15 protein-coding genes are annotated in these 24450 nt (G+C 66.4%); 7 read left to right on the top strand and 8 right to left on the bottom strand.

The annotated features are described in order from the left end of the window. Window positions 1-28 precede the first annotated feature (28 nt). The 6 genes from F1735_RS15635 (at window position 29) to F1735_RS15610 (ending at window position 14028) form a co-directional block, all read left to right on the top strand. Entirely contained in the window at window positions 29-3706 is a 3678-nt protein-coding gene (locus tag F1735_RS15635; protein ID WP_167237794.1) for a DUF4132 domain-containing protein, read from the top strand. A gap of 4 nt (window positions 3707-3710) precedes the next feature. Beyond that, window positions 3711-7424 (top strand): DUF4132 domain-containing protein, encoded by a 3714-nt coding sequence (locus tag F1735_RS15630; RefSeq protein ID WP_167237793.1) that lies wholly within the window; start codon window positions 3711-3713, stop codon window positions 7422-7424. A 70-nt stretch (window positions 7425-7494) separates the two neighbouring features. Further along, window positions 7495-8592: an ATP-binding protein gene (locus F1735_RS15625; protein WP_229505803.1), complete on the top strand. Its 1098-nt coding sequence runs from the start codon at window positions 7495-7497 to the stop codon at window positions 8590-8592. Next, entirely contained in the window at window positions 8589-10922 is a 2334-nt protein-coding gene (locus tag F1735_RS15620) for a DUF5682 family protein (RefSeq protein WP_167237791.1), read from the top strand. The genes F1735_RS15625 and F1735_RS15620 overlap by 4 nt, the downstream gene beginning before the upstream one ends. Then, on the top strand, window positions 10919-12070 hold the full coding sequence (locus F1735_RS15615) for a vWA domain-containing protein (RefSeq protein WP_167237790.1): 1152 nt from the start codon (window positions 10919-10921) through the stop codon (window positions 12068-12070). Before F1735_RS15620 ends, F1735_RS15615 begins: the two co-directional genes overlap by 4 nt. Beyond that, on the top strand, window positions 12067-14028 hold the full coding sequence (locus F1735_RS15610) for an SWIM zinc finger family protein (protein ID WP_167237789.1): 1962 nt from the start codon (window positions 12067-12069) through the stop codon (window positions 14026-14028). The genes F1735_RS15615 and F1735_RS15610 overlap by 4 nt, the downstream gene beginning before the upstream one ends. Here the strand turns inward: F1735_RS15610 and F1735_RS15605 are convergent. From F1735_RS15605 to accD, 6 genes are all read right to left on the bottom strand, one after another. Beyond that, window positions 14025-15266 carry a cystathionine gamma-synthase family protein gene (locus tag F1735_RS15605; protein ID WP_167237788.1) on the bottom strand — a complete coding sequence of 414 codons (1242 nt, stop codon included), beginning with the start codon at window positions 15264-15266 and terminating at the stop codon, window positions 14025-14027. The genes F1735_RS15610 and F1735_RS15605 overlap by 4 nt on opposite strands. 3 nt (window positions 15267-15269) lie before the next feature. Continuing rightward, complete coding sequence (gene purF / locus F1735_RS15600) at window positions 15270-16790, bottom strand: amidophosphoribosyltransferase (protein ID WP_167237787.1); 1521 nt, start codon at window positions 16788-16790, stop codon at window positions 15270-15272. Window positions 16791-16825: 35 nt separating this feature from the next. After that, window positions 16826-17311 (bottom strand): CvpA family protein, encoded by a 486-nt coding sequence (locus F1735_RS15595; protein WP_167237786.1) that lies wholly within the window; start codon window positions 17309-17311, stop codon window positions 16826-16828. 25 nt (window positions 17312-17336) lie between these two features. Beyond that, window positions 17337-18395 (bottom strand): SPOR domain-containing protein, encoded by a 1059-nt coding sequence (locus F1735_RS15590; RefSeq protein WP_167237785.1) that lies wholly within the window; start codon window positions 18393-18395, stop codon window positions 17337-17339. 10 nt (window positions 18396-18405) lie between these two features. Continuing rightward, window positions 18406-19704 (bottom strand): bifunctional tetrahydrofolate synthase/dihydrofolate synthase, encoded by a 1299-nt coding sequence (folC, locus tag F1735_RS15585; RefSeq protein ID WP_167237784.1) that lies wholly within the window; start codon window positions 19702-19704, stop codon window positions 18406-18408. A 109-nt stretch (window positions 19705-19813) separates the two neighbouring features. Next, window positions 19814-20686 carry an acetyl-CoA carboxylase, carboxyltransferase subunit beta gene (gene accD, locus F1735_RS15580; protein ID WP_167237783.1) on the bottom strand — a complete coding sequence of 291 codons (873 nt, stop codon included), beginning with the start codon at window positions 20684-20686 and terminating at the stop codon, window positions 19814-19816. 167 nt (window positions 20687-20853) lie between these two features. Here accD and F1735_RS15575 point away from each other — a divergent pair, with 167 nt between their 5' ends. Continuing rightward, on the top strand, window positions 20854-21093 hold the full coding sequence (locus F1735_RS15575) for a TIGR02450 family Trp-rich protein (protein ID WP_308627589.1): 240 nt from the start codon (window positions 20854-20856) through the stop codon (window positions 21091-21093). Window positions 21094-21193: 100 nt separating this feature from the next. Here F1735_RS15575 and F1735_RS15570 read toward each other — a convergent pair whose 3' ends face one another. Further along, window positions 21194-23728 carry a cellulose binding domain-containing protein gene (locus F1735_RS15570; RefSeq protein ID WP_167237782.1) on the bottom strand — a complete coding sequence of 845 codons (2535 nt, stop codon included), beginning with the start codon at window positions 23726-23728 and terminating at the stop codon, window positions 21194-21196. A 528-nt stretch (window positions 23729-24256) separates the two neighbouring features. Beyond that, the coding region (locus tag F1735_RS35695; protein ID WP_222852998.1) for a hypothetical protein at window positions 24257-24450 on the bottom strand (194 nt) is incomplete at its 5' end.

Below are 24450 nucleotides of genomic sequence, written 5' to 3'. Positions count from 1 at the left end.
GACCACACTTTTACATTCAGGAACAACGATGCGGCGATTTGAATTGAGCGATGGCGTTTCCAGCAAATTCTGGGAAGTGAGCCAGGATGGCAGCGATATCACAGTCTGCTTCGGCAAGATCGGCACGGCGGGCAAGGTCCAGACCAAGAACCATCCGGATGCCGCCACGGCCGGCGCGGCGATGGCAAAATTGATACGCGCAAAAACCGGCAAGGGCTATGCCGAAACCTCGACCGGCGCGCCAGTGGCGCCGGCGCCGGTGCCAGAGCCAGTGGCGGCTGCGCCGGCGCCCGGGTCGGACATGGCGCCCTGGCTGGCCGTCTCGCCGTTGATCGACCTGCCGGCTACGGCGATGGCGCTGGCCCTGCCCTCACGCCGCTTTCCGGGCGCCGCACGGACAATCGACGCAGACGCCAGCTGGAAGCTGTTCCTGGCCCACGCGCGAGAATGCGCTCGGCTCAGTCCCGCGCTCTCCTCCTCCAGCTGGCGCCCGGCGATGGAGGAGGCGGCGCAGCGCATCGAACACGGGCAGCGCGATGGTTCCGCCGCCTCGAACATCGTCCTGCTGGCGCTATCGAGCACCTTCGACGACCTGCTGGCGCCGTCCGATGGTGTGCCCTTCATCGACTTTTTGGTGGCCAGCGAAGGCGTCGCTCACGCCCTCGGCGCCATGCTGCAAATGGAACGCATCAGCGTGCGCCAGCAGGGCCTGCGCAACCCCGGCATCTGCATCGACGACAATGCCGGGCAATGGTTTGCGCCGACCGAAAACGTGTTCGGCAAAACCGAACTGGCGTTGCGCACCCACCTGGCCCGTGCGCCACAGGATGTGTGGGACGCCTGCGTGCGGCTTGTCCATGCTGCCTTGCCCTCGCTCGCCGCGCACCGGCGGGCGCTGTTCGGCGTGCTGCTGCCCGATGCCGTGGGCCTGTCGGACGCGATCGTCGCCGCCGCCGGTCCCGACTACCCGACGTCGATGGCGTGGCTGCGCCTGACGGTGCGCGACGCCGCCAGCATGCGCGCGCTCGATACGATCAAGGCGTGCGACGACTTCTACCTGTTCGCGTGGTACGACAAGCCGGAGATGATTGCGACCGCGATCCAGGACCGTGGCGTCGACGCGGTGGCCGCGCTGCGCGACGGGGCCGGCGTCGATCTCGCCGCCGACGCCATCGCCAGCATCGGCACGCCGGAAGCGATCCGCGCACTGGCGTCGATCACCGCAAAAAAGGCGATCAAGCGCCTGACCTCGGCGTCGGCGCGCTGGCCCCTGGCTGCCATCGCCGGCCTGGCCGAACTGATCGCCACCGACAAGCGCGCCCCCGGCGCCGCGCGCTCGGTGCTGGCCGCACTGGTTCCGCAACACCTGGCTGCCTTGCCTGCGTTGACACCGTGGCTGTCGGCAGCGGCGGTCAAGCTGCTGGGCGGCCTTGCCGGCCGCCTGGAAGCGCCCGCCGACACGGCTGACACGAGCGACTTGCCCTCGGTGCTGGCCAACCCGCCGTGGCTGGCGCGGGCGAAAAGCGCAAGCAAGGCAATGCTGCTCGCGCCCCTGCCGCTGGCGCCGGTCGAACGCTGGAGCGAGGCCGAACGCCAGCGCGTGCTGCGCGAACGACGCCTCATTGTCTATACACACGGGGGAACAGGATTCAAAACGCCGAACGACGCCAGCGCGATCGCCGCCGGCGATGTGGCGGGCGTGGTGGCGCGTTGGGAAGCTTACCGGCAAAGCGGTCACGATATGGCAAACAGCGTACATGCCATCGTAAAGCTGCCGCCGCCGATTAATGCGGCCGTGTGGAGCGCCATGGCGAAGTACGATATCAACTCGCCCGGCCATGCCATCGGCAGCATGGGAATCGACGCCATTGGCGGGCTGGTGGTGATGTGCGAGCGCCGTCCTGCCGAGGAATTGAAGTATGCGATGTACTTCGGCGCGGTCGAACTGGCGGCGCCGGTGGCGCGAGCGCTGGCGGTGCTCAAGTCCAAACCGGCGCGCGACATGGCGCGCAACTGGCTGCTGGCCAATCCGGAGCATGCCGCCTGCGGCCTGATCGCCCCGGCACTCGGCAAGGCCGGCGCTGCGCGCGACGCCGCCGCCAGCGCACTGCGCCTGCTGGCAGCGTACGGCCACGAAGCCTTGTTGGTCGAGGTGGCCGGCCGCTACGACCAACAGGTCGTCAATGCCGCCATGCGCGCCATGCTGGACGAAGATCCGCTCGACCGCTTCCCGTCCAACATCGCCGCGCTGCCGGCGTTCTGGATGCCGCGCAGCTGGGCGCGCCCGCACCTGGCCGCCAACGGCAAGCCACTGCCCGACGAGGTGCCCGACCTGATCGGCGTCATGCTGCGCTTTCCCCAGGCCGATGGTGTCTACGCCGGTATCGATCAAGTTCGGCAAGCATGCACGCCGGACTCCCTGAGCCGGTTCGCGTGGGATTTGTTCAACGCCTGGGCCGACGCCGGTGGCGACGCAAAAAACAACTGGGCCTTCACGGCCCTGGGCCTGTTCGGCGGCGACGATTGCGCGCGCAAGCTCACGCCGCTGATCCGCGCCTGGCCGGGAGAAAGCCAGAATGCGCGGGCCATTGCCGGCCTCGATATCCTGGCGGCGATCGGCACCGACCTGGCCTTGATGCTGCTCAATGGGATTGCGCAGAAGGTCAAGTTCAAGGCGCTTCAGGAAAAGGCGCGCGACAAGATCGGCCAGATCGCCGAAGCGCGCAATCTCAGCACCGACGAACTGGAAGACCGGCTCACGCCCGACCTGGGCCTCGATGACGACGGCGCCCTGCTGCTCGATTTTGGTCCGCGCCAGTTCCGCGTCGGCTTCGACGAAGCGCTCAAGCCTTGCGTGCGTGACGCGAACGGCCTGCGCCTGGCAGACCTGCCCAAGCCGAACAAGAGCGACGACGCCGCCCTGTCGGCGGCGGCGACCGAGCGTTTCAAGGGGCTCAAGAAAGATGCGCGCAGCATCGCCGAACAGCAGTTGACGCGCCTGGAGGTGGCCATGTGTTCGCAGCGACGCTGGGAGCCGGCCGTCTTCCAGCGCTTCCTGGCCGGACACCCGCTGCTGCGCCATCTGGTGCAGCGGCTGGTATGGGGCGCTTATGACATGGAACCGGGCACCAGCCACGGCGGCCGCTTGCTGGGCTGCTTCCGGGTCGGCCCGGACGGCGAATGGACCGACGCCGCCGACGACACCTGGCTACTGCCGCAGGGCGAAAACATCCGCATCGGCATTCCGCATGCGCTGGACCTGCCGGCGCCGGATGCAGCCGGCTTCGGCCAGCTGCTGGCCGACTACGAGCTGGTGCAACCGTTTGCGCAGCTCGCGCGCGACACGTATGCGCTGACCGCCGACGAACTGGCCGCGAGCGCGCTCACACGCTGGGAAGGTATCGTGGTGCCTGTCGGGCGCCTTCTGGGCCTGGCGCACAAGGGATGGAACCGTGGCGATGCGCAGGATGCCGGCTTGGTCTTCGACTTCTACCGGCCGCTGGGCGACGCTCGCATGGTGGAACTGCGTTTCGGCCCGGGCCTGATGCTCGGTTCGATCATGGATTCGGACGACCAGGTCATTGAGCAGATCAGCGTGGGCCTCGGCGGCGCCTGGGGCGGCGTCGAGAAGGCCCAGCCGCTATCGACGTTAAGTGCGATCTCCGCCAGTGAACTGATTCGCGACATGGAAGCACTGTGCATCTGATGTGATGGCACTGCCTGATAACGACGATAACGAGAAAATGCACGAGAACATGCGACGATTTGAATTGAACGACAGCGTTTCCAGCAAATTTTGGGAAGTCACCCAAGATGGCAGCGATGTCACGGTCTGCTTCGGCAAGATCGGCAGCGCCGGCAAGGCGCAAACCAAAAACCATCCCGACGCAGCCGCCGCGCATGCGGCGGTGGATAAACTGATACGCGAAAAGACCGGCAAGGGCTACGTCGAAACCGGCGCCGGAAGCGATGCGCAAGCGGTTCCGCCCAAGCCGGCGCCCGTCGTAGCGCCTTCGATTGAAGTGCCACTCGCGCCAGCGGCCGGCATCGCGCCGTGGCTTGCCGTGTCGCCCTTGATCGACGTGCCGCCCGCATTGATGGCGCTGGCCCTGCCGACGCGCCAGTTTCCTGGAACGCCACCGGTTGTCGATGCCGACAAGAGCTGGACACGATTCCTGAAACGCGCGCGCGAAGTACAAGGCGTCGAGGCAAAATACTCCGGCGCGTCGTGGAAGACGGCAATCGACGAAGCGACACGCCGCATCAAACAGGGTTTGCGCAGCGGTTCAGCGGCCTCCGATATGGTGTTGCTGGCTGTATCGACCGTTTTCGACAAGACCGATGCTGTCGCCACAGACACCAGCTTCCTCGACTTCCTGGTTGCGGAAAAGGGACTTCCGTACGCTCTGGGCATCCTGCTCGACCTGCAAAAAGCCAACGTCGACCGGCGTTATGCATACGAGCACCGCGTCTGCATTGACGACATCGACACCGACTGGTTTGATGGGTCGCATGGCGAATACACGAACGTCGAACTGGCGCTGCGCACCCATCTCGTTCACGCACCGCAGGACGTGTGGCTGGCATGCGTAGGGATGGTGCGCGAAAACCTGGACGCTATTCCGCGCAATCGGCAACCCTTGTTCGGCGTGCTCTTGCCGGACGCTCCCGAGCTGTCCGACGCCCTGGTCCAGGGCGGCGGCTATCTGCATGACATGACGGGCTGGTTGCGCATGAGCGTGCGCGACCCCGAAAGCCTGGCCCTGCTCGACAGCGTCAGGGATGCGTATTACCTCTTCTACGACAAGCCAGCGTTCGTCGCCACCGCCATCAGGGACCGTGGCGCCGATGCCGTTGCAGTGCTCAAGCACGGCGTCACCGAGAAGGTCACTGCCGATGCACTTGCCTGCATCGGTACGCCCGACGCAATCGGCGCACTGGCGCTGGCATGCGGCATGCGCAACGGCAGCCCCTCGCGCCTGGAAGCGGCGGCCAGGCGCTGGCCGTGGGCCGCCATCGCCGGCTTGAGCGAACTGCTCGGGCACGACAGGCAAGCCCCGGATGTCGCCCGTGCCACCCTGAGCCGGCTGGTACCCGATCACATTGCCGCACTGGCGTCGTTGCGCCCCTGGCTCTCGCCCGCCGCGCTCAAGGTGCTTGACGATATGGCTGCGCGTTTCTGCGAGCCGGGCGAGATGGCCGCCAGCGCCGACCTGCCTGCGGTGCTGCAAAACCCGCCATGGACGGCGCCGCGCCAGGCGCGACCCAAGGCGCTCGATCTGGCGCCCTTGCCGCTGGCAGCCGTCGAACGCTGGAGCGCCGCCGAGCGCCAGTTCGTCCTCAACGAGAAACGCCACAAATACAATCCGTACCAACAGAGCACCTTCGTCACACCCGCCGACCTGATCGCGGCTGGCGATGTCGACGCGGTCGTCGCGCTGTGGAAAACGCGCCAGAACCCACGCATGAACCTTCACGCCGAGGTCCGGCTGATCGCCGATCTGCCGCCGCCCTTCAACAAGGCTGTGTGGACGGCGTTGGCGAAGCACGAGTTCAATTCCCCCGGATACGCCATCGCCACGCTCGGCATCGATTGCCTGCCAGGCCTGGTCACCATGTGTGAACTGCGGCCGGAAGAAAACTTGTGCTACGCGCTGCATTTCGGCGCCGTGGAGCTGGCGTTCCCGGTCGCGCATGCAATGGCGACGCTGAAGAACAAACCTGCGCGCGCCATCGCGCGCCGCTGGCTGCTGGCCAATCCGGAACACAGTGCCTGCGGCCTGCTCGCGCCCGCGCTTGGCAAGGCCGGCAAGACACGCGACGCCGCCGCAGCCGCCCTGCGCCTGCTTGCCGCACATGGCCACGGCGACGTATTGATCGACGTCGCGCGCCGTTACGGCATCGCCGCTGTCGACAGCGCGGTGCAAGCCATGCTCGATGAAGATCCGCTGGACCTTCATCCCGCCAGGATTCCCGTCCTGCCAAGCCTGTGGGCCCCGCGCAGCTGGCACCGTCCGCGCCTGCGCAGCAACGGCAAGCCATTGTCCGACGAGGCGCTCGGCCTGATCGGCATCATGCTGCAATTCCCGCGCAGCGAGGGTGTGTACGCCGGACTCGAACAGGTGCGGCAAGCCTGCATGCCGGCGTCGCTGGACGCCTTTGCATGGGACCTGTTCCGCGCCTGGCACGACCTTGGCGGCGACCCGTCCGAAAAATGGGCGTTTACCGCCCTTGGCGTTTTCGGCAATGACAACAGCGCGCGCAAGCTCACACCGCTGATTCGCGCATGGCCGGGCGACAGCCTGCACGCGCGCGCCGTGACCGGACTCGATGTGTTGGCCGGCATCGGCACCGACCTGGCGCTGATGCTCCTGAACGGCGTCGCGCTCAAGCTCAAGTTCAAGGCCCTGCAGGACAGCGCGCGCGAAAAGATCAAGCAGATCGCCGACGCGCGCGACCTGACCCCGGAGGAACTGGAAGACCGCCTGGCGCCCACCTTGGGACTGGACGACCAAGGCTCGCTGCTGCTCGATTTCGGTCCACGTCAGTTCCGCGTCGGCTTCGACGAAGCGCTGAAACCGTATGTACGCGACGCCGGCGGCGCGCGCCTGGCCGACCTGCCCAAGCCGAACAAGAGCGACGATGCAGGCCTGGCGGCGAGCGCTGTCGACACCTACAAACTGCTCAAGAAAGATGCCCGCACCATCGCCACGCAACAGGTAAGACGGCTGGAAGCGGCGATGTGCGCGCGCCGCCTCTGGGACGGCGACACCTTTCTCGCGCTGCTGGCCAGGCATCCGCTGGTGCGGCACCTGGTGCAGCGCCTGGTTTGGGGCGTCTACCAAGCCGGTTCGTCGGGCGGCGCTTGCCTGGCCGGCTGCTTCCGGGTCGGCCCCGACGGCGCGCTGACCGACGCCGCCGACGACGACTATGTACTGCAGGCCGGCGCGCGCGTCGGCATCGTGCATGCGCTCGAGCTCCCGGCCAGCGATGCGGATGCATTCGGCAAGCTGTTTGCCGACTACGAACTGCTGCAGCCCTTCCCCCAGATCGGCCGCGAGACGTATGCCTTGACGCAGGACGAACTGGCGGCCGATGAACTGCTGCGCTGGGTACACCTGGAAATGCCGGCCGACCGCCTGATGGGCTTGACGAACAAAGGCTGGCATCGGGGAAAAGCGCGCGACGCAGGTGGCATCTGGGCTTACAACAAGGATATCGGCGCGGGACGGACCGTGGAGCTGGGGATCTATCCGGGGCTGGACGTGAATAAGCTCAACGACTACCCGGAACAGACCTTACAGGCGGTCAAGGTCGGCAGCATGAACCCGTGGGGCGACATCGGCACGCCGCAGCCGCTGTCGGTGCTCGATCCGATTGCCGCCAGTGAGCTGATTCGCGATCTCGAATTTTTGCGCACATGAGAAAAGGCGTTATCATCTCGGCAAATCCAGAAACGGCGCACGACAACCATCCATGAGTCGGACCACAGCAATGAGCAAAACCAAAACCGCAGCGATGCAGCGCCCACCGGCCGAAATCCAGCATGCGGGCGAGCTGGCCAAACTGGCCAAGTCCGACAAGGCGCCGCGCCCGCCCGGCTGGGCCCTGAGCCTGAACGCGGCGCGCGCCTTCATCAGCGGCGACGAGGCCCTCGGCATCGAACGCAAGGTGGTGGCGCCGGTCGCCGCCATCGAGCGCATGCTGGTGACGCTGGCCACCGGGCGCGGGTTGATGCTGGTCGGCGAACCGGGCACCGCCAAGTCCATGCTGTCGGAGTTGCTGGCCGCCGCCGTATGCGGGCAGTCGACCCTGACCATCCAGGGCGGCGCGTCGATCACCGAAGACCAGATCAAGTATTCGTGGAACTATGCGCTCCTGATCAACGAAGGACCGAGCCCGCGCGCGCTGGTCCCGGCGCCGCTGTACCACGGCATGCGCGACGGCCTGATCGTGCGCTTCGAAGAAATCACGCGCGCCCCGCTGGAGGTGCAGGATTGCCTGCTCGGCATGCTGTCGGACCGGGTCATGGCGGTGCCAGAACTGGAAAACGAGCACGCCATGCTGTACGCGCGCGAAGGCTTCAACATCATCGCCACCGCCAATACGCGCGACCGCGGCGTCAACGAAATGAGCGCCGCGCTCAAACGGCGCTTCGACTTCGAGACCGTGTTCCCGATCCTCGACTTCGGGCACGAACTGGCGCTGGTGGAGCAGGCCTCGGCCCGCCTGCTGGAACGCAGCGGCATTCCGCATCGCGTGCCTGGCCCGGTCCTCGACCTGCTGGTGTCGACCTTCCGCGACCTGCGTTCCGGTGGCGGCAAGGGCGCGCCGGACGGCATGGACAAGCTGGCGGCGGTCATGTCGACCGCCGAAGCGGTCAACGTGGCGCATGCGGTCGGCGTGCGCGCCTGGTTCCTGGAACAGCGCGCCGGCAACGCGGCCGACCTGGTGGACTGCATCGCCGGCACCGTGGTCAAGGATAATCCGGACGACCGCGCCAAGCTGCGCCGCTACTTCGAGCAGCGCGTCGCACGGCGCGAGGGCGATCACTGGCGCGACTACTTCAACGCGCGCCACCGCCTGCCGTGACACAGGCTTCGCAGCGCGATCCGCTGATCATCGGCGTGCGCCACTTCAGCCCCGCCTGCGCGCGCCTGGTGGTGCAGCGCATTGCCGAACTGCGTCCGCGCCACGTGCTGATCGAAGGCCCGGCCGACTTCAACGCGCGCCTTGGCGAACTGGCGCTGCCGCACAAGCTGCCGCTGGCGATCTACAGCTATTTCTCGGCCGCCGACGACGCGCTCGAGCGGCGCGCCTCGTGGTCGCCGTTCGCGCTGCATTCACCCGAATGGCAAGCCATGCAGGCCGCGCGCGCCTGCGGCGCACAGTTGCGCTTCATCGACCTGCCGGCCTGGCACGACGCCTTTGCGTGCATCCCGAACCGCTACGATGACGACGCGCCGGACGCTGCCGAGGCCTACGAAGACGCATTGTGCCGCGCAATGGCGATCGACGGCCGCGACGCCCTGTGGGACCATCTGTTCGAAGGCGAGCTGGCTGCCGATGAACTGTCGGCCCGGCTCGATGCGCACTTCGCCAATCTGCGCGCCGGCGACCCCGGCTCGCCGGGCAACCAGGCGCGCGAAGCGATGATGGCGCGCCATGTCGCCTGGGCCATGCACCAGGACGACGGCCCGGTGCTGGTGGTCTGCGGCGGCTACCATGCGCCGGCACTGGCGGCGCTATGGCGCGCCATTCCGGTCGCCGACTGCGCCAGCGAGCCGGCCACGCCGCTGCCCCCCAGCGCTCCCGGCCTGCGCTACGGTTCCTACCTGGTGCCCTACCACTTCAATCGCCTCGATGCGTACGCCGGCTATGCCTCGGGCATGTCCTCGCCCGCCTGGTACGAATGGGCGTGGACGCTCGGCCTTGCCGGCGCCGGCAAGGAACTGCTGCGCACCGTGCTGGCGCGCCTGCGCGCGAAAAAACTGCCCGCCTCCACCGCCGACGTGATTGCGATCCACAGCCGCGCAATGGGCCTGGCGCGTATGCGCGCGCATCCGACGCCGCTGCGCAGCGACTGGCTCGACGCACTGGCCGGCAGCTTGGTCAGCCAGGCGCTGGACGTGCCCCTGCCCTGGACTTACCGGGGCCGCGTGCGCGCGGGCACCGATGCGGCGCTGGTGGAAGTGATGGCGGTGCTGGCCGGCGACGCCGTCGGCGAACTGGCGCCCGGCACGCCGCAGCCGCCGCTGGTGGCCGCCGTCGACGTCGAACTGGCGGCGCTCGGCATCGTTATCCCAAGCCAGGTCACGATCGACCTGCTCGACCCGGCCCAGCGTCCGCGCAGCCGCGCCCTGCACCGCCTCGTCCTGCTCGACATTCCCGGCATCGTGCGCACGGCGGGACCGAACCTGGCGCTCGGGCGCGGCCAGCAGGAAAGCTGGGACCTGCGCGCGCCGCTCGAACAGCGCGCCGCGCTGATCGAAGCGGCCACCTACGGCGCCACCCTGCATGACGCGGCGCGCGCGCGCCTCGAAGACATCCTGCGCCAGCGCCCCGCCGGCGGCAGCCGCATCGGCGCCATTAGCGGCGCCCTGAACCGCGCCGCCTTTGCCGGCCTGGCCGATGTGAGCGAGCGCCTGCAGGGTGAACTGCACGACGCCATCGGCCAGGAAGCGCACTTCGGCGAACTCGGTACGCCGATGCAGGTGCTGTTTGCGCTGTACCGCCACGGCGACGCGCTCGGCGTGAGCGGCAGCGCGGTGCTGCAAACGGCCATCGGCGCCGCGTTCGACCGCGCCCTGTGGCTGGCGGAAGCGGCCGGTGGCGTGGCGCCGATGGAGCAGAATGCCCACATCGGCACCTACAGCGCCATCGCCATGCTGGTGCGCGAAGCACGCGCCGCCGTGCTGCCCGGCGTGGAAGGCTTGCGCGCGCTGGCCGTGTGCCGGCGCGTGGCTGCCAGCATGGATGCGGCGCCGGTCAGCCGTGGCGCGGCGCTCGGCCTGGTGCTGGCCGGCGACGCCGACCCCGATGCCGGCGTCCTGGCCAGCGACCTGCTCGCGTCCCTGCCCCCGGCCCTGGTGGGCGACGCGCTGGCCGGCCTGCTGGCACTGGCGCGCCAGTCCCTGTGCGACGACGCGCGCTTCGTCAAGGCGCTCGACGCGCTGGTGCGCGCCCTGGACGACGCCGATTTTGTGCTGGCGATGCCGGCCATGCGCGCCGCCTTTACCTGGCTGCCGACCCAGGAGCGCGGCGCGCTGGCGGTCGATGTGCTCAAGCTGCACGACGCCGGCCACCGCTCGCAGCGTTCGCTGACCGGCCCCCTCGCCGTGGCGCCCGGACTGCTGGCGCGGCACGATGCGCTCGAACGCGCCGCCACCTTGCGCCTGGCCATTTGGGGAATCGCACCATGAGCGGATCATTGACGCTGCCCGATCCGCTGGTGCGCTGGCGCCTGTTGCTGGGCGAAGCCGCCGAAAGCTGCATCCCTTGCCCGCCTGGAGCGGCCAGCGCCGCCGATGACGCCCTGGAGTGGCTCTACGGGCGCGACCCGGAGCGCCTGGCGCGCGGCGAACGCCAGCAGTCGCAGGACCGTACCGGCTCGCCGGACGGCGCGTCGGTACTGAGCACGCCCGAGTGGATCAACGCGATCCACGAATTGTTCCCGCAAGAGGTGATCGAGCGTCTCGAACGCGACGCGGTCGAGCGTTTCGGCATCGATGACGTGGTGACCAATCTGGAGGTGCTGGAACGGATCGAACCATCCGAAGCGCTGCTGCGCGCCGTGCTGCATACCAAGCACCTGATGAACCCCGATGTGCTGTCGGCGGCGCGCCGCCTGGTGGCGCAAGTGGTGCGCCGCATCATGGAAAAACTGGCGACCGAAGTGCGCCAGGCTTTTGGGGGCAGCCGCGACCGGCGCCGCCCGTCGCGCATCGCGGCGGCCGCCAATTTCGATTTCAAGCGCACCGTTGCGGGCAACCTGAAACACTGGGACCCGGAGCGGCGCAAACTGTACATCAAGCGGCCGGCCTTCATCAGCCGCGTCAAGCGCCATGCCGAGCGCTGGGACATCATCCTGCTGATCGACCAGAGCGGCTCGATGGTCGATTCGGTGATCCACTCGGCGGTGATGGCGGCCTGCCTGTGGCAGCTGCCCGGCATGCGCACGTCGCTGATCGCCTTCGATACCGACGTGGTGGACCTGACGGCCGATGTGTCCGACCCGGTCGAACTGCTGATGAAAGTGCAGCTTGGCGGCGGCACCAATATCGCCGGCGCGGTGGCGTATGCGCAGTCGCTGGTGGATAATCCGCAGCGTACGGTGGTGGTGCTGGTCAGCGATTTTTACGAAGGCGGCCACGACACGGAACTGGTGCGGCGCGTGCAGACGCTGGTGTCGGCCGGGGCCACCGTGCTGGGCCTGGCGGCGCTCGATTCGGCCGCCAATCCGAGTTACGACCGCGAAACGGCGGCGCGCCTGGTGCGCGTTGGCGCCCACATCGCCGCCATGACGCCGGGCCAGCTGGCCGCGTGGCTGGCGGAGAAAATAGCGCAATGAGCACCCGTACCGATTTGCTGGAACTGAGCGTGGACGCGCTGACCGCCCTGTCGAACGCGGGCTTTGTGAAGCGCGCGCAGAAAGATGTCGCCGAAGGCAAGCTGCCCGAAATCGAGCAGCAGCCCGACGGCGCCGTGCTGGCGCGCTACGCCGACGGCATCACCACCACCCTGCCCCCGGGCTTGCCGCTGCGCGAGGCGCGTTGCAGCTGCCCCGCCACGGGCCTGTGCCGGCACCGGGTGACCCTGGTGCTGGCTTATCAGTCGAAATACGCCGGCGGCGCCAGCGAGGCGGTGGCCGACGCCGCGCCGTGGTGCCCGTCGACCCTGGCCGGCGCGGTCGACCTGCTGCCGCGCGTGACGCTCGAGCAGGCGCGCCGCATGGCGGGTACACGCCCGGCGATCAGGCTCACGGCCGGGTCCACGCCGAATGCGCGCCTGCCGATGTGCGACGTGCGCTTTTTGTCGCGCACCAGCCTGGCGCTGGCGCGCTGCGACTGCAAGCAGGCCGAGAACTGCGCCCACATCGCGCTGGCCGTGTGGGCGTTTGCCCAGGGCGAGCGCCAGCAACCGGGCTTTGCCAGCATGACGGTGGAGCTGGACCTGGCCGCCGGCGCGGCGCCAACGCCGGTGCAGGATGGCGCCAGCGCGGTCGAGGCGATCGTGGCGCTGGCCTCCCAGCTCTGGCTCGACGGCACCAGCCAGAATCCCCTGATCCTGGACACGCGCTTCGAAAAAGCGCTGCAGGAAGCCAGCCAGCTCGGATGGCGCTGGGTGGTCGAAGCGCTGACCCAGCTACGCCAGGCCGTCGCCGGCCAGCACGCGCGCGCCAGCAATGCCGATCCTGCCACCCTGCTGCACGCAGTGTCTATGCTGATGGCGCGCCTTGGCGCGGCGCGTGCCCGCACCCCGCTGCCGGCCAGCCAGATCCTCGGCGTGGGCGTTTCCGGCGAAGTGGCGCTCGACCACCTGCGCCTGGTGCCGATGGGTAGCCAGTGCTGGTCCGACGAGGCGGTCGACGGCGTGCGCATGATCTGGGCCGATCCCGACACCCTGGCCGTCACCGTCATGGAAAAAACCTGGCCGCGCGCCGACAGCGGCGCCACCCCGGTCGCCCTGCGCGACCGGCGCCTGGTCGGCATGCCGCTGCACCGGCTGGCGGCCAGCCAGATCGTCACGCGCGCGGCCAAGCGGCGCGCCAACGGCTTGCTGACGGTCGGCACCGGCGCGACGCAGACGTCCGCGCTGCCGCTCTCCGGCGGCGCCTGGGACACGCTGGCAAGCCCGCTGCGCCAGCCGGACGTGGCCAGCCTGCGCGCGCACCTGCGCTCCCTGCCGCCCGATTTCGTGCGTCCGCTGCACGCGATCGAGCATGTGCATGTGGTGCCGGTGGCGGCGCTGGTCGACTGCCTGTGGGATGCCGCCAGCCAGAGCCTGTGCGCACGCGTGCAGCTGGCCGCCGGGGATGACAATCTGTTGCTGTTGCGCCTGCGGCACGACCCGGCCACGCCCGGCGCCATCGATGCCTTGGCGCGCGCGCTGGACGACGACCCGCTGGCAGTGGCGGGCAGCGTCTCGAGCGAGGCCGGGCAATTGAGCATGACGCCGCTGGCGGTACTGACGGCGCAGGGCTTGCAGGTGCCGCAACTGGCGGCGCAAGGCACGCCCGTGAACCTGGCGCGAGGCCAGGGCGACGACAAGAGCGCGCTGCACGCCTTATTGGAAGGGACGATGAACCTGCTGGCGCACAGCCTGCGCCAGGGAGTGCGGCATCAGCGCGACGGCGCGGTGGCGCGCGCCACGGAACAAGCGGCAGCCCTGCGCGCGGCGGGCCTGGCGCGTTGCGCCGACGCCCTGGCCGCGGCGCTCGATAGCATGAAAAGCAGCGACCCGACGATGCTGCCGGAGCGGCTGGCAGCGCTGTATGCGCTGCTGCACACCTTGGGTAGTGAAAGCTAGCCGGCCAGCGCCGACTGGAAGTCGTCGAGCAAGTCGGCGGTGTCCTCGATGCCGACCGACACCCGGATCAGCGATTCGGCAATGCCCATGCTGGCGCGCCGCTCGGCGCCCATCTCGTAGAAGATGGTGTGCGAGACCGGAATGACCAGGGTGCGCGTATCGCCCAGGTTACTGGCCGAGATGCCGAGCTTGAGGCGATTGAGGTAGTCGAAGCAGTCGATGCCGTCTTTCAGTTCAAAGCTGAACAGCGAACCGTAGGCCTTGAACAGGTCGGTCGCCAGCGCATGCTGCGGGTGCGAGGCCAGGCCGGGGTAGTACACCGCCGCTACGCGCTCGTCGGCCGCTAACATGCTCGTTACCGCCAGCGCATTGCTTGATGCACGCTCCATGCGCAGCGCCAGCGTTTCGGCCCCCACCGCGATATGGTGCGCCGCTTCCGGCGCCAGCGAGGCCCCGAAGTCGCGCAGGGCCTTGGCGCGCAATTGCGCCATGCCCCACTGCGCCGGCGGGTTGCGCTTGTAGTTCGCCGCGATGTTCGGGAAGGCGCTCCAGTCGTAAGCGCCGGTGTCGGTCAGGCTGCCGCCGAGCGCATTGCCGTGGCCTCCGATCGACTTGGTCAGCGCGTTCACCACCAGCCCCGCACCGACCGTTTTGGGCCGGAACAGGTAGGGCGAGGTCATGGTGTTATCGACCACAAACAAAATGCCGCGTTCCTTGCACAACTGGCCGATACGGGCCAGGTCCGCCACCTGCGTGCGCGGGTTGGCGATGGTCTCTAAAAACACCAGGCGGGTGGCCGGCGTGAGCGCCGCTTCCACATTGGCCACGTCGGTCGCGTCGGCAAACGCCACCTGCACGCCCTGCCCCGCGGCGGTTTGCCACAGGCTGTTGGTGTTCCCGAACAAGAACGACGACGACACGATATGGTCGCCGGCGCGCAGCAGCGCCTGGAACACCGCCCCGATGGCCCCCATGCCGGTCGCAAAACACAAGGTGGACACGCCGTCTTCCATCTTCGTGATCTTGTCTTCGAGCGCGGAGATGGTCGGATTGCCCTGGCGGCCGTAGCGAAAGCCCGCTTCCTTCCCCTGGAACACCGACGCCAGTTGCCGCGCGTCGTTGTAGCCGAAGGTGACCGAGGTGTGAATCGGCTTGTGCAGCGACCCATGCTCGATCGGCTTTTGCCGGTCGTTGTGCAGGATGGTCGTGGTGAAGCCGTAGCTTTTCTTCTCGCTCATCAGTTACTCGGCGTTCGCCAGGTTCAGGTTCAGCTGGGTGCGCGCCGCGTCTTCGGCCGGTGCGGCTTTCGGATTGTGGCGCGCAAATTCCAGCCGGTCCAGGTAGGCGGGCGTCACGTCGCCGGTCACGTACACGCCGTCGAAGCAGGACGCCTCGAAGCTGGTCAAGGCCGGATTGACGTCCGAGATCGCGCGCTTGAGCGCATCGACATCCTGGTACACCAGGGCGTCGGCCGTGATCTCGCGGCAGACTTCCTCGGTGCTGCGGCCGTAGGCGATCAGTTCATCGCGGGTCGGCATGTCGATCCCGTACACGTTCGGGAACAGCACCGGCGGCGCGGCCGATGCGAAGAACACGTTGCGTGCGCCCGCTTCACGCGCCATCTGCACGATTTCCTGGCTGGTGGTGCCGCGCACGATGGAATCGTCGACCAGCAGCACGTTCTTGCCCTTGAATTCGGAACCGATGGCGTTAAGCTTCTGGCGTACCGACTTGCGGCGGATCGCCTGGCCCGGCATCAGGAAGGTGCGGCCGATGTAGCGGTTCTTGATGAAGCCTTCGCGGTACTCCACGCCCAGCTTCAGGGCCAGCTGGATCGCGGCCGGACGCGAGGAATCGGGAATCGGCATGACCACGTCGATCTCGCCCGACTTGAATTGCTGGCGCACTTTGTCGGCCAGGTACTCGCCCATTTTCAGGCGCGTGGCGTAGACCGAAGCGCCGTCGAGGATCGAATCCGGGCGGGCCAGGTACACGTACTCGAACGCGCAAGGATTGAGCGACGGATTGTCGGCGCACTGACGCTCGTGCAGCTGCATGTCCATGTCGATGAAGACCGCTTCGCCCGGTGCGATATCGCGCAGGAAGCGGAAGCCCATGCCTTCGAGCGCCACCGATTCGCTGGCGACCAGGTATTCGGTGCCGTTGTCGGTGTCGTTGGTGCCGATGCACAGCGGACGGATGCCGAACGGATCGCGGAAGGCCAGCAAGCCGTGGCCGGCGATCTGGGCGACGACGGCGTAGGCGCCGCGCACGCGCCGGTGCACCGCGGCGACCGCCTTGAAGATCGAATCGGGATCGAGCGTGAAGCCGGTGGTCGATTCCTGGATTTCATGCGCCAGCACGTTGAGCAGCACTTCCGAGTCGGAATCGGTGTTGATGTGGCGACGGTCGTTGCGGAACATCTCGGACTTGAGCTGTTCCTGGTTGGTCAGGTTGCCGTTGTGCGCGAGCGTGATGCCGAACGGCGCATTCACGTAGAACGGTTGCGCTTCTTCCTCGCTGGACGAACCGGCGGTCGGATAGCGGCAGTGGCCGATGCCCGAATTGCCTTGCAGCGAACGCATGTTCCGCGTGCGGAAAACGTCACGCACCAGGCCATTGGCCTTGTGCATGCTAAACATATTGGAATGACTGGTTGCGATCCCCGCCGCATCCTGACCGCGGTGCTGCAACAGCAGCAAAGCGTCATACAGCACTTGATTGACGGGGTTATTCGAGACGACGCCGACGATGCCACACATGAAGCGCTCCTAGAGACTACTGATGTTAAAAAATGTCAAAACTGTACATGCCGCGCAAACTCGGGCGGCAACAATGTCTTTATCATGCGCGCGCCCTGTTCCGCCATGGGGCTCGATACCGCGCCGGTCCAGAAGGCCTGCTTGGGCAGATCGGTCATGCCGCACAAGATCACGGCGGCCAGCACGATCAGCATCCCGCGCGCGAGCCCGAACACGGCCCCCAGCAAGCGGTTCACGGGACTCAATCCGGTGGCCTTGACCATCAGGTCGACCGCCATCATGACCAGTCCCATGACGATACGCACGCCGAGGAACAGCGCCACGAAGGCCACCATCAGGCGCACCGTCTCGCCGGGAATCATGGACAGCATGGGCGCCAGCTGGGCGCCGTAGGCGTTGGCCACGACGAAGGCCACCACCCAGCTGATCAGCGACAGGATTTCCTTGACCAGGCCGCGCAGGATGCCGATGACGCAGGATGGCACCAGGATCACCAGCACCACGTAATCGAACTCGGTCACCTCGCGTCCGCCCGCATCCGCGCCATCAGCCCGGAACCATGATGCCCGACAGTCCCATCTTGCTTAACTTGGCGCGCACTTTTTCGGCTTCATCTTTGTTGAACGGTCCCACCTGCACGCGAATCCGGTCGCCCGACTGGGTCGAGGTCTTGTGGGTGAACGAGCGGATGCCCGCGCCAGCGAGCTTGGCCTGCAATTCGTTGACTTTTTCCTGGGTCGCGAGCGCCGCAACCTGCACCACAAAGCGCTGGTTGTCGTCGGCGGCTTTCTCGGGCGCCTTGCCTTCGAGGATGGACATGGCGCGCTGGGCGTCCGGCACCGGCGGCTTGACGGCCGGCTTTTCCTTTTCCTCGACCTTGGGCGGCGCCTTGGCGAGCGGTTTTTCAAGCGGTTTCTCGACGTGTTTTTCGACCGTCTTTTCGACCGGCTTTTCGACGCGCTTGACCTCGGCGACTTTCGGCTCCGGCTTCGGTTCGGCCTTGGGCTCGACCTTCGGTTCGACTTTGTGCTCTACCTTATGCTCGGGTTTCGGCTTCTCGACCTTGGCGACGACTTTCGGCTCGGGCTTGATAACCGGCTTCGGTTCCGGCTTCGGTTCCGGCTTCGGTTCCGGCTTGACCACCGGCTTGGCCACTTCCTTTGGGATGGGCCGCTCTTTCGGCAGCGTCACCAGCGGCGTCGGCGGCGGCTCGACGATTTCTTCGCGCTTGTCGAGCGCATCGGCGGCGGCCACGGCGCGTGGCTGGGCCTGCGGTGCGACCTTGTCTTTTGACGGAATGCGGATATCGATGTCGCCGGCCAGCGGCTTCGGTTCGGAGTCGAGCACCATCGGCAAGCCGACCGCCACCCCGAGCGCCAGCGCGACGGCGCCTACCAGGCGGCGGCGCGCGCGCTTCTTCTCGGGCAAAACAGGATCGGCGGCGGCGCGCGCTTCCTTGCTGCGGCGCGCTGCGGGTTCGTTGGCGCTGGATGCGCGTTTGGAACGGGCACGGGCGGCGACGGTGTCGTCGTCCGACTTGGAATAATAGCCACTATCTTCCGTGGATTCTTGCTTGTTTTTATTGAGGAACGAGAACAAGCCCATGCGTTTTTCTTCAGTGATGTGAGGATTTTCGGGCAGCCATCACACCGGCGACGGTGTAGAAGGAGCCAAAGACCACAATTCTATCATTCTCCCCGGCTCGACTCATTGCATTTGCAAAAGCTGAGGCCGGATCGGCGAAGGTATGGACGCTGCGCTCGCCCGGTTTGGCGTCACCCGACGGCAGCGCCGCCAGGGTAGCGGCCAGTGTGTCGGGATCGGCCGCGCGCGGCGATGGCAAGTTGGCAACGCACCAGTGGTCGACGTAGTCGGCCATCGGGGCGATCACGCCGTCGATATCCTTGTCCTGCATGATCCCGAACACGGCATAGGTATAGGGATGGAAGCCCATGTTGCCGAGGTTCTGGGCCAGCGCCGCCGCCGCGTGCGGGTTGTGGGCGACGTCGAGGATGACGGTCGGGCGCCCCGGCAGCACCTGGAAGCGCCCCGGCAGCTCGACCACCACCAGCCCGGTGCGCACTTCCTGGGCGCCCACCGGCAGCACCAGGCGCAGCACTTCGAGCGCGACCAGCGCGGCAGCGGCGTTGAGCAACTGGTTGGCGCCGCGCAGGCTCGGGTACGCGAGCGAATTGCGGCGCTGTTCGCGCCCGCCGTAGTTCCACTGCTGCTTGTCGCCGGAATAATTGAAGTCGCGGCCCAGCAGCCACAGGTCGGCGCCGATCGCTTCGGCGTGCGCCACCAGCGACGCCGGCGGCACCGGGTCGCTGCAGATGGCCGCTTTACCGGGGCGGAAAATGCCGGCTTTCTCGAAGCCGATGTCGTCGCGCGTGGTGCCGAGGAAGTCGGTGTGGTCGATATCGATCGAGGTGACGATGGCCACATCGGCGTCGATCACGTTGACCGCGTCGAGGCGCCCGCCCAGGCCCACTTCGAGGATGGCCACGTCGAGGTTCGCGCCGGCCAGCAGGTGCATGATGGCCAGGGTGGTAAATTCGAAGTAGGTCAGATCAAGCTCGCCGCGCTGCGCTTCGACCGCGTTGAAGCTGGCGATCAGGGCCTCGTCCGAGGCCAGGTCGCCGTTGATGCGGGCGCGCTCGTTGAAGTCGAGGAAGTGCGGCTTGATGTACAGGCCCACCTTGTAGCCGGCGCGCAGCAGGATCGCTTCCAGCATCGAGCAGGTCGAGCCCTTGCCGTTGGTGCCGGCCACCATGATGACCGGGCAGCTGAAGGCAAGACCCATGCGCTCCTTGACCTGGCGCACACGGTCCAGGCCCATGTTGATGTGGATTTCGGCGTGGCGCGATTCGAGCAGGGCCAGCCAGGCGGGCAAGGTGGTGGGGAAAGTGGACATGAAATACACCTGTAAAAACAAGGGCGGCTCATGGAAGCCGGGCACGCATGCCCGTCCGCCATGAACCGCGATGAACCAAAGACTAGTGTGGACTAATCAGCGTAGCCGATCAGGCCAGGACTTCAAGCGCCTGGTCTTGCAGCAGCGCCAGCAGGCGCGCGATTTCTTCGCGCATCTTGCGGCGGTCGACGATCATGTCGACAGCGCCTTTGGTGACCAGGAATTCGGCGCGCTGGAAGCCTTCAGGCAGCTTTTCGCGCACGGTGTTCTCGATCACGCGCGGGCCGGCAAAGCCGATCAGCGCTTTTGGCTCGGCGATGACCACATCGCCCATGAAAGCGAACGAGGCCGACACGCCGCCCATGGTCGGGTCGGTCAGCACGCTGATGAACGGCAGCTTCTTCTCGGACAGCTTGGTCAGCATGGCGGTGGTTTTTGCCATTTGCATCAGCGACAGCAAACCCTCTTGCATGCGCGCGCCGCCGGTGGCGGTGATGCAGATGAACGGCACTTTTTGCTCGATCGCGATCTGGGCGCCGCGCACGAAGCGCTCGCCGACCACGGAGCCCATGGAGCCGCCCATGAATTCGAATTCGAAGGCGGCCACGACCACCGGCAGGCTCATGATGGCGCCGCCCATGACGATCAGCGCATCGGTCTCGCCGGTCGCTTCCATCGCCGCTTTCAGGCGCTCAGGGTATTTTTTGCTGTCTTTGAACTTGAGCGTGTCGACCGGCAGGGTTTCCTGGCCGATTTCGTAGCGCCCGCCTTCGTCGAGCAGGCCGTCGAGGCGCTCGCGTGCGCGGATGCGCATGTGGTGGCTGCATTTCGGGCAGACGTGCAGATTCGATTCGAGGTCGGTACGGTACAAAACGGCTTCGCAGGAGGGGCACTTGACCCACAGGCCTTCGGGCATGGTCTTGCGCGCGGCAGCGTCGGAACGCTGGATTCGTGGGGGCAGTAGTTTCTCTAACCAACTCATACATTCTCCTTCTGCGGCATCTTAGTGGTCGGTAGTTTAGCCGGTAAGACACTGCTTGTCGAACACAACGGGATGGAAATTGCTTATCTGGCATTGTTTTCACTACTGGTACTGCTGTTCGATGCGCCAGGTGTCGAAGGGTTCCCTGTGCGGCGCGAACGCATGCGATGCGCTATGCTTCCGGCATGAATCCCTTGCATCCTAAAAAATTACTGCTTTCGAAATGGACGGCGCTGGCGCCCGTCAACAAGGAGAAGCATTTTCTCGTGACCAGGGTGGTCGAGCCCGAGGCGCCGGGCGGCCCTGTGGAATGGGTCGATATCGATGCCGTGCATAGCCGGCAAACGCGGCGCATCGCATGGCAAACCCTGCGCGACGAGACCATGTGGCGGCAGGGTTGGTTGTAGGAAAACGTAGCAGGAGCGCCGGGCCGCCGGAGCGTTGCCCCGGCTGCGCTGCGGCGCCAGTGAGTCCTCACTTTGCGCTTGCTTGTTGCGCAGTGGCCGCTTACTTTGCCTTGGCGCAGGCGGTACCGCCCAGCACAGGCAGCTGGCTACCGGCGCTGCCGCCGGTCCCCTGGAAGCCGAACTCGACGGTCTGACCTGGCTGGATCACCGCGTTCCAGCCGACATTGCTTGCCGTGTACGGATTGCTGCCGCTCAAGACCGCATTCCACATACTCGTCACTTTCGAGCCATCCGCATAGGTCCAGCTCACGCTCCAGCCGTTCATGGCGGCGCTGCCGCGGTTGGTGATCTGCACTGCCCCGTTGAATCCTCCCGGCCATTGGCTGCGTACCTGGTAGATGCACTGAGCGGTTGGCGTCGGCGTTGGCGGCGGCTCGACCGGCGGCGGTGGATCGATCGGCGGCGTGGTGGTGCCGCCAGGCACGCCCATGGCGATGCCGCGTCCGGCGGTACTCATGTACACCACGCCATAACGGTTCATGTCGCCGACGATGAACTGGCCGTTGGCCGGGCCGCCGTACTGGTGAGCATCATCATTGACCCGCACCCAGGTCGCGCCGGCGTCAAGCGAGCGATGCACGCCCTTCACGCCGCCCACCGTGCCCCATATATAGACGGTCGGGAAGCTTGCGCCCGCAGCGGCCGCGCCGAAACCGACCGCGCCCGCGTAGCTGACGCTGCCGATGCTGCTGAACGTCGCGCCTGAGTCGGTCGAGCGCGCAAGACCCGCGCCGTTCAAGGGCACCCACAGCTCGCCTTCGCGGTTCGGTACGGCGCGGATGACTTTCGAGCCGCCAGCTTGCAAGGTCGCCTTTGGCGCGAAGGACACGCCGCCATCGGTACTGACGAACACGCGGCCATTGTCATACGCATAAAACTTGCGCGGATTGACAGCGTCGGCCACCGGGCGCGCGCTGCTGGCGTTCAAGCCATTGACGCTGGTCCAGCTGGCGCCGAAGTCGGTCGAGCGGTAGCTGGTGGCCGAATTGTCGGGGCTGTGCAGCAGCACGGCGCCGTCCGAGGAGAGCGCGACCTGGCCGTTCTTGCCGTTCATCACCGCACTCTTCTTCCAGCTGACGCCGGTGTCGGTCGAGTAATACATGCCCGGCGCATCGTTGCCGCCGGCACGCGCCAGTACCGAGGTCTTGCGTGCCGCAAAATCGAGGCCGGTCGTGGTGCCGATCGACGGCGTGTGGATCGGCGCGTAGCGGCTGGTGTCGGTATGGCGAAAGCCATCATAGTCGCCAATGGCCGACACCAGCGGCCCGCCCGGAATGCTGACCAGGTTGAGCGGCACCGTTTCTTCCAGCCCGGCCACATTGAAAGTCCAGGTGGCCGGGCTGGCGTTGATGTTGGCCGTTTTAAAGATGCCGTTACCGGACGATACCCACGCCGCCTTGGTATCGAATGGATCGAGCTCGACCGTGCCAGCCCAGTGGATCGCCTTGTCGCCGACCCAGGACACGCCCGCGCTGTCCTTGGCGAAGCCGCGCGCGATCACGTCGGTCCAGCTGGCGCCGCCATTGGTCGAGGTGTAGATGCGGTCGCCCCAGGCGTTGCCCTGGGCTTGGTAGGTATTGACGGTCGAGGCCACCAGATTGTTCGGATTATCGGGCGCCACGCTGATGCCGCTGAACGCCGAGCCCACACCGGCCGGCGTCACATTGGTCCAGGCGCCGGTGCCCACGTTGTACTTCCAGATCTGGCCGCGGTCCATCGGTTCCGGCTGCGCCCAGTGGCCGTGCGGACCGGCGCCGTTGGCGTAGGTGACGTACAGCTTGCCGTCGCTGGCGCGCGCCGCGCGTTGCGGCATCAGGTCGGTGGGGGCGCCGGCGACTGGCGCGAAAGTCTGGCCGCCATCGTTGCTGCGGTACAGGTTGGGAGCCACGTAGCCGAAGCGCGACACGCCGACCACGATGCGCTGCGCTGCGCCATTGACCACGCTGGACGGGTCGAGCGCGACGAAGTTGATGCCGTTTTCGTTCGGTGTGGTGGTTACGTTCAGGCTGGACAGGCGAGCCCAGGTCGCGCCGCTGTCGGTGCTCTTGAACAGGCCGTTGGCGCGCGTGCCCACATACAGGATGTTGCTCGAACCGGGATCGACCTGCAGGCGTTCGCCGGTCTGGCGGCCCATGCCGTTGCCGTGCGCCTTGAACAGCGCCGACACGTCGGTCTTGATGAAGGTTTTGCCGTAATCCGAAGAACGCAGGATCATGGTCTTGCCCTTGTTGAAGTAGCTGATGCCGGCCAGCAGGTACACCTTGGCGGGGTTTTTCGGGTCGAGCGCGATCGATTCGACGCCCAGCAAGCCGGTTTCGTCTTCCGACGCCCAGTCCAGCAGCGGCACCCAGCGCGCCGCCGTATTGTCCCAGCGGTAAGCGCCACCGACGTCGGTGCGGGCGTAGGCCAGGCCTTTTTGGGTCTTGCTCGGAATCACTGCGGACACGAAACCGCCGCCGCCCATGGCGACACTGTTCCATTGGTAAGTTTCGGACGCGGCGCTAGCCGGTGCGGAGGCGGCGGCGCACAGCGCGCAGGCCGCCGCAATGGTCGAGAGTCGATGCAGGGGTGTCATGGGAGTTCGCTTTTCTTGGTGGCGTTGGGATTGAAAACGTTTTCAGGCGTGAGCGAAGGTATGCTATGCCCTGTATGTACGTGTGTCTAATCTTTATTTTGCGAGGAAAACAGCGGAAAATGGGCGAATTAGCATGGTTTACGGGCAAAATGTGCGAGCCGTAAGCAAGAGGTGATGACGGGAATTGAAGAAGCGTTTTCGGCTGGAATGAAAGGCGCGCGGGGAGAATGAATTCGCAGCGAGGCCGCATCAGGATCTTCTCTTCAGGCAACCGATCAAACTGCGCAGCCCCCCCCAGACGCCGTCCCCAATGGGCTCGACGTCGCCAAGCAGGCCTTGCCTCATTTTTACGAGCCGGGCATTGACACGAAGTCGGGTGGTCTTATCCTTGATCCACAGAAAGAACCTGGTAAACACGGATGGAAGCGCAGAGTGAACATGTTTAGCGCAGGCGGTCGAATAAGCCACGTCAATCGGACCTGAGGAATGTCCTTTGTGACGGGTCCAGGAGGTGATCCAGGACCCGCTCTAGCCTGAATGTTGCATAAACCGCCGCCGCAGCGTCACTTTTCCGATGCCGGAGTTTTTCAACTTAAATCGGAATGTCGCGGGCGATAGCGTCCCTACCCAATTGAACGGGACAGTCAATGAAGCGGTTTGAAGGTTGAAGTTTGGCGGCGTGTGGTCGATTCTCGGCAGACCGGACGTGACCCCGTCAGGAC

It is taken from the genome of Massilia genomosp. 1 (genome assembly GCF_011682185.1).
GTDB classification, from domain to species: Bacteria; Pseudomonadota; Gammaproteobacteria; order Burkholderiales; family Burkholderiaceae_D; genus Telluria_A; species Telluria_A rubra.
This window is presented reverse-complemented; position numbering and strand designations above follow the sequence as displayed.